The 5,869-nt window shown below is 63.0% G+C and carries 5 protein-coding genes; 2 read left to right on the top strand and 3 right to left on the bottom strand.

Annotation, left to right across the window (positions count from 1 at the left end; all coding sequences use genetic code 11):
• The coding region (locus tag WBV42_RS05445) for an AMP-binding protein (RefSeq protein ID WP_423985126.1) at window positions 1-1,201 on the bottom strand (1,201 nt) is incomplete at its 3' end.
• 210 nt (window positions 1,202-1,411) lie between these two features.
• Between WBV42_RS05445 and WBV42_RS05440 the strand changes: the two genes are divergently transcribed.
• Entirely contained in the window at window positions 1,412-3,088 is a 1,677-nt protein-coding gene (locus tag WBV42_RS05440) for an acyl-CoA synthetase (RefSeq protein ID WP_423985125.1), read from the top strand.
• On the opposite strand, the gene WBV42_RS05435 is transcribed toward WBV42_RS05440, so the two are convergent.
• Both WBV42_RS05435 and WBV42_RS05430 read right to left on the bottom strand, forming a co-directional pair.
• Window positions 3,085-4,398 (bottom strand): hydroxyacid-oxoacid transhydrogenase, encoded by a 1,314-nt coding sequence (locus WBV42_RS05435; RefSeq protein WP_423985124.1) that lies wholly within the window; start codon window positions 4,396-4,398, stop codon window positions 3,085-3,087. The two genes, WBV42_RS05440 and WBV42_RS05435, sit on opposite strands and share 4 nt — an antisense overlap.
• 1 nt (window position 4,399) lies before the next feature.
• Window positions 4,400-5,203: an N-acyl homoserine lactonase family protein gene (locus tag WBV42_RS05430; RefSeq protein ID WP_423985123.1), complete on the bottom strand. Its 804-nt coding sequence runs from the start codon at window positions 5,201-5,203 to the stop codon at window positions 4,400-4,402.
• A 274-nt stretch (window positions 5,204-5,477) separates the two neighbouring features.
• Here WBV42_RS05430 and WBV42_RS05425 point away from each other — a divergent pair.
• A partial coding sequence (locus WBV42_RS05425) for an AMP-binding protein (protein ID WP_423985122.1) occupies window positions 5,478-5,869 on the top strand: 392 nt, incomplete at its 3' end.

The raw sequence follows: 5,869 nt of genomic DNA, 5'->3' as shown, positions 1-5,869 counted from the left end.
TGTGGAACCACCGCTTTCCGTCCGCTTCGGTGAACGCATCCGCGTTCGCCTCGGGACGCTCGTAGTACTCCTTCATGACGTTCGGGCCGGAGACGACGAGTTCGCCGGTGATCTCGCCGAGGTTCACGCTCCCCTCCTCGACCGGGCCGCGTTCGACCGGCGGGCGCTCTCCGAACTCGTCGTCCACGATACGCGCCGAAACGCCGTCGAGCGGTTGGCCGATACTGCCGGGCCGCCGACTGCCGACGTGGTTCGCGTGCGTGACGGGGCTGGTTTCCGTGAGTCCGTACCCCTCGTACAGTGCGACGTCGAACCGTTCCTCGAACGCCCGCCGAACTTCGTTCGGCAACGCGCTCCCGCCGGAGTTCGCGAACCTGAGCGAGGAGAGGTCGTATTCGTCGTCCTCGGGCAAGTTCGCGAGGTCGTTGTACATCGCGGGCACCGCGTGACTGAGCGTCAGCATCTCCGATTCGACCAACGAGGCGGTCCGCTCGGCGTCCCACGTCGGGAGCGGATAGTAGCTTCCGCCGTCGAACAGCGTGGCGTTCATCGTCACCGTCATGCCGAAGATGTGGAACAGAGGGAGGACGCCGAGATGTTTGTCGTCCGGGCGGATTCCGTCGGGAATGGGATTCGTCGCCGCGTGCGCGTCCCACGCGAGGTTGTGATGCGTGAGCAGGACGCCCTTCGGCGTCCCGGTCGTCCCCGAGGTGTACGGTTGGACAGCCACGTCGTCGGCGGCACGTTCGACGACCGGGAGCGTCCCGTCGGCGAGGAACTCCTCGAAGCGGACGACGTCGTCCCCTTCCGCATCCTCGCCGACCGTGACGACCGCTTCGACGTCGGTTTCGTCCCGAACCGCATCGACGTGTTGGACGAGGTCGGGAAGCGTGACGACGGCTTTCGCGCCGCTGTCCCCGAGGAGGTGGCGGAGTTCGCGGCGCTTGTACTGCGGGTTCATCGGAACGACCGCGCCGCCTGCCCGGAGCGTGCCGTGAAACGCGGTGACGAACTGCGGCAGGTTCGGGAGATAGATCGCAACCCGGTCGTCGCTCCCGATTCCGCGCTCGGCAAGCCCGGCCGCGAACTGCCCCGTTCGCGTCCAGAACGCCTCGTAGGAGGTTTCCCGTCCCTCGTAGACGATCGCCGGTGCGTCCCCGCGTTCGGCCGCCGCGTCCGCCACGTGCTGAACCAAATTCATGCGTTGTCCGTGCTACGTAGCGCCATCGCAAAAGCGTTTATCGATGGTTGGGATTATCACAACAGAACTTATCCACGTTATTTTTCTGAGGGATCCGGTTATCACTGCCAAAGAATCGACATTCCGAGCGATCGATCGTTCGATCGAACTGATCCCGCACTTCCCCGAACCGAGGACAGTATTATCACGAACGATGTGGTGGAATATAGCATGGGTCACAACCAGCGGCTCGATGCGTACCACTTCTACGAGGACGAGTGGGACGACTACGACCACCTACACGACTCCTTCGAGTGGGAGGTTCCCTCTGCGTTCAACATGGCCGACTACGTCTGCGACAGGTGGGCGGACGAGCGAGGCCGTGTCGCCCTCTTCGCCACGGACGGGGACGGGAGGGAACGAACCTACACGTTTTGGGAACTCAGAAACCTGACGAACAGGCTCGCGAACTACCTCGCGGACCACGGCGTCGGTCGCGGTGATCGGGTCGGCGTGAACGCGCCGCAGAAGCCCGAAACGCTCATCACCCACATCGCCGCGTGGAAGTTGGGAGCCGTCTCGATTCCGTTGAGCACTCTCTTCGGAATCGACGGCCTCTCGTATCGACTCGCCGACTCCGAATCGGTGGCTTGCATCGTCGACGAGTCGAACGTTGAGACCCTCCGGACCGTGCGCGACGACCTCGATACGCTCGAAACCGTTCTCACGGTCGATGTCGACGAGCCAGAAGACGACGAAACCGATATCTGGGACGCGATGGAGCGGTGCTCGCGGGACCGCGATATCGTCGAAACCGACGCCGAGGACGACGCCATCATCATCTACACGAGCGGGACCACGGGTAATCCCAAAGGGGTCCTCCACGCCCATCGAATGCTCCTCGGCCACCTCCCGCTGTTCCTGACCTCGTTCTGTAACCTCGACGTCCGGGAGACGGACGTGGCGTGGACGCCCTCCGAGTGGGCGTGGGTCGCGTCGCTGTTCGACATCGTCTTCCCCGCGTTGTACTACGGCCGACCCATCGTCGCCTACGAAGGCGGGCCGTTCGACCCCGAAGCGGCGTTTCGAACCGTCGAACGCTACGGCGTCTCAATCTTTTTCGCGCCGCCCACCGCGCTTCGGATGATGATGAACGTCGATTCCCCCGCCGACCGGTACGACGTCGATTCGGTGCGCGTCATCCCGAGCGGCGGCGAATCGCTCGGCCAGAGCATCGTCGAGTGGGGCGAGACCACCTTCGACGGGGCGGCCGTTCACGAAGCGTACGGACAGACGGAGGCGAACCTGACCATCGGAGATTGTACCGCCCTCACCGAGTTCCGCGAGGGGAAGATGGGCCTCGGCGGTCCCGGCCACGACGTCCGAATCGTGGACCCCGAGACGGCGGAACCGACGGTCGAGGACGGCGAAGTCGGCGAGATAGCGGTTCGGTACGAGGGCGACCCCGTCTGTTTCAAGGAGTATCTGAACCGTCCCGAGAAAACCGAGCGAAAGGTTCGGAACGGCTGGCTTCTGACCGAGGACCTCGGAAAGCGCGACGAGGACGGCTACATCACGTTCGTCTCGCGTACGGACGACGTCATCATCTCGTCGGGCTACCGCATCGGCCCGGAAGAGATCGAAGAAAGCCTCGCCGGTCACGAAGGCGTGGCCGATTCGGCCGTCGTCGGCGTCCCCGACGACGAACGGGGGGAGATTCCGAAGGCGTTCGTCGTCCTCGCGGACGGCTACGACCCGGACGACGCGCTCGTTGACGAACTCCAATCGTACGTGAAAGAACGGCTGGCGAAGTACGAATATCCGCGCGAAATCGCGTTCCTCGACGAACTCCCGAAAACGACGACGGGAAAGATTCGACGGGCGGACCTCCGCGAAGCGAAGCCCTAATCCCAGTTGTACAGCGCGTCCACGAAGATACCGTGGACGTCCTCTTCGGTCACCGGACGGGGGTTACAGCGGAGCAGTCGCGCCTGCGTGTCGACGGTCTGTTTCGCCAGCCAATCGACGTCGTCCTCGGTGATTCCGGCCAGTTCGTTGAGTCCGCTCGGCAGGACGTTCAGATCGCGCTGAAGCTGAATGTACTCCGCTTTCAACTCGTCCGCGGCATCGCCGGGGGTCATTCCCGTGGTATCGACGCCGAACCGGCGGGCGAGCGCGGCGAAGCGTTTCGGGTCGCTCGCCGAGTTGTAGTCGATGGTACTCGCGGGGGTCAACACCGCGATGGTTTCGCCGTGGTAGGTGTGATACTTGTTTCCGACCGGATAGGCCATCGCGTGACAGAGGCTCGCGCCCGCTGTTAACCCTGCGATGGCACCGAAGAGCGCACCCTGTAGCATGTTCGCCCGAGCGTCGAGATTGTCCCCGTTGTGGACCGCCTTTCGGACGTTGTTCGACAGGAGGTCGATGGCTTTCTCGGAGAACATCTCGGTGAGCGGCGTCCGTCCGGCGTAGACGGGACGCTCTGCCGGGTCGGTCGGCCGGAGGAGAGAATCGAACTCGTGGGTGGTGTACCCCTCCATGGCGTGCCCGAGCGCGTCCATCGCCGTCTTCGCCGTCAATTCCGGCGGGAGCGTGGTCGTGAGCGTCGGGTCGAGCACCGCGGCGTCGGCGCGGACGTGGTTGCTGGAGATTCCCTCCTTGATCTCCTTTTCCTCCACCGAGAGGATGGAGACCGGCGAGATTTCCGCTCCAGTTCCCGCCGTCGTCGGCATCAGGATGAGCGGCGGGCCGGATTCCGTGAGCGCCTCCCCTTCGCCGGTCGGTGCGGCGATGTAGTCCAGCGGACCGCCGCCGTTGGCGATGACCGCGCGGGTCGTCTTCGCGGTGTCCATACAACTGCCGCCGCCGAGACCGACGTAGAAGTCGTAGCCCTCCTCGCCCTTCTCGTCGCGGACGAACTTCAGACAGTCCTCGATGTCCGAAACGGACGGCTCACGGTTCGATTCGTCGTAGACATCGACGGCGAGTTCGGCGTCGTCGATGTGCGTCTCGACGCGGTCGACGTGGCCGATGTCCGCGAGCGTTTCGTCGGTGATGATGAGGCCGTGGGCGTCCTCGTCAACCCCCAAATCGCGCAACTGGAAGGCGAGTTCGTCCGTCGCGTCCCTGCCGAACCGAATCTGTGGCATCTGGATGTGCCAGACCGTTTCCGGCGAGAGTTCGTGGGACGGTGCGGAGACCGACCGCTCGTAACTCATCTCAGGACCACCCGCCTTTGATGGTTTCGTACTGGTCGGGGTCGTGGCCGTACACGACTTCTGCGTCGTGTTTGCGTTCTATCTCCTTGAGTTTCTGGAGGCTGTCGAACCAGTGGCGATGACTCCAGAGCAGACCGGCACCCAGCGGCGTCCCGTTCTCGTAGTTTTCGGTCTGGTAGATTTCGTCGCCCGCGAACGCGACGGTCCCGTCGTTTTCGAGGTGGACGACCGTTCCCGTCAACCCCGGCGTGTGGCCGGGGAGGTGGACGAATTCGACGTCCTCGAAGTGGGTCTCACGGTCCTTGTGTATCACCTGCCAGTTGAGGTCGTGGTCGAAATCGCCGAGGATGTACGCGCCGCTTCCCTCGTCCGTCTTCGTGCTATAGTAGGCGAACTTCAACTCCTCCTCGTGGACGAACACCGGCGTGTCCGTCCCGTCGAAGTGATGGAGACCGCCAGCGTGGTCGAGGTGCAGGTGCGTTTGGAACACGTAGTCGATGTCGTCGATGTCGTATCCCGCGTCCCCGAGGTCGTCCCGAAGGTCGTGTTCGCGGACGTCGTGGGGATAGAACGCCTGTTTCAAGCCCTCCGGCCAGTGGCCGTCGAGCGCGTCCTCGTGGTTGCCCGTATCCCAGAGGATGGTCCCCTCGGGATGGTCGATGACGAGGTTGAACACCGGTATCTCGATGTAGTCGGTGTCCGGATTTGGCTCGTCGTGACTCCCGAGCGTGTTCCCCTCGATGAGGTAGTTGAGGTCACATTCCAATCCCCCGCGGTCGATCACGTCGATGGTAGCTTCGACCATAGTTAATGATGAACGTCGTTAGGAAAGAGCGTATCTCTCGTTAACAGATATGTTCCGCACGCTATCAAATCACACTGGTGGAAGTTCGACGGGGCGAGTTCTGAGCGTATGCTACCCAGTCACATCATCGTACTCGATGCCTGTCGGAACGTTTCGGACGCCAGTTCACCGACCATCGTTAACTGTACACCGCATTTCGTCTGTGTTCGGTAACTGCTATCGACAACACATAGCCGTCCGGTAAAGCAATGTGTGATACCGTCGCACAGAGGGTATGGACGTACCTGTAGCCCTTCGGTCGGTCGAAGGCGGTAACGTCGCCCGGTTGTTCGAAGCGACCGCCGACCGTCGCGGCGATGCCGTCGCCATCGAAATGGACGGTCGTGAGCTATCGTACGAATCGCTCGACGAACGCGCGGCCGCGTTCGCAGGAGGACTCCACGAGCGGGGGTTCGACCCCGGCGACCGCCTCCTACTCTACCTGCCGAACTGTCCGGAGTACGTCGTCGTCCTCCTCGGCGCGTTTCGTGCTGGCGTCGTCGTTTCGCCCGTCAACCCGCAGTACAAGGCCCGAGAGCTCTCCTACCAACTCGAAGACACGGACGCTTCGGTAGCGGTGACACACCCGGTCCTGCGCGAGGAACTCATCGACGCCTGTGCCGAAAC

Source organism: Haladaptatus sp. (assembly GCF_049589095.1).
GTDB lineage: Archaea > Halobacteriota > Halobacteria > Halobacteriales > Haladaptataceae > Haladaptatus.
This window is presented reverse-complemented; position numbering and strand designations above follow the sequence as displayed.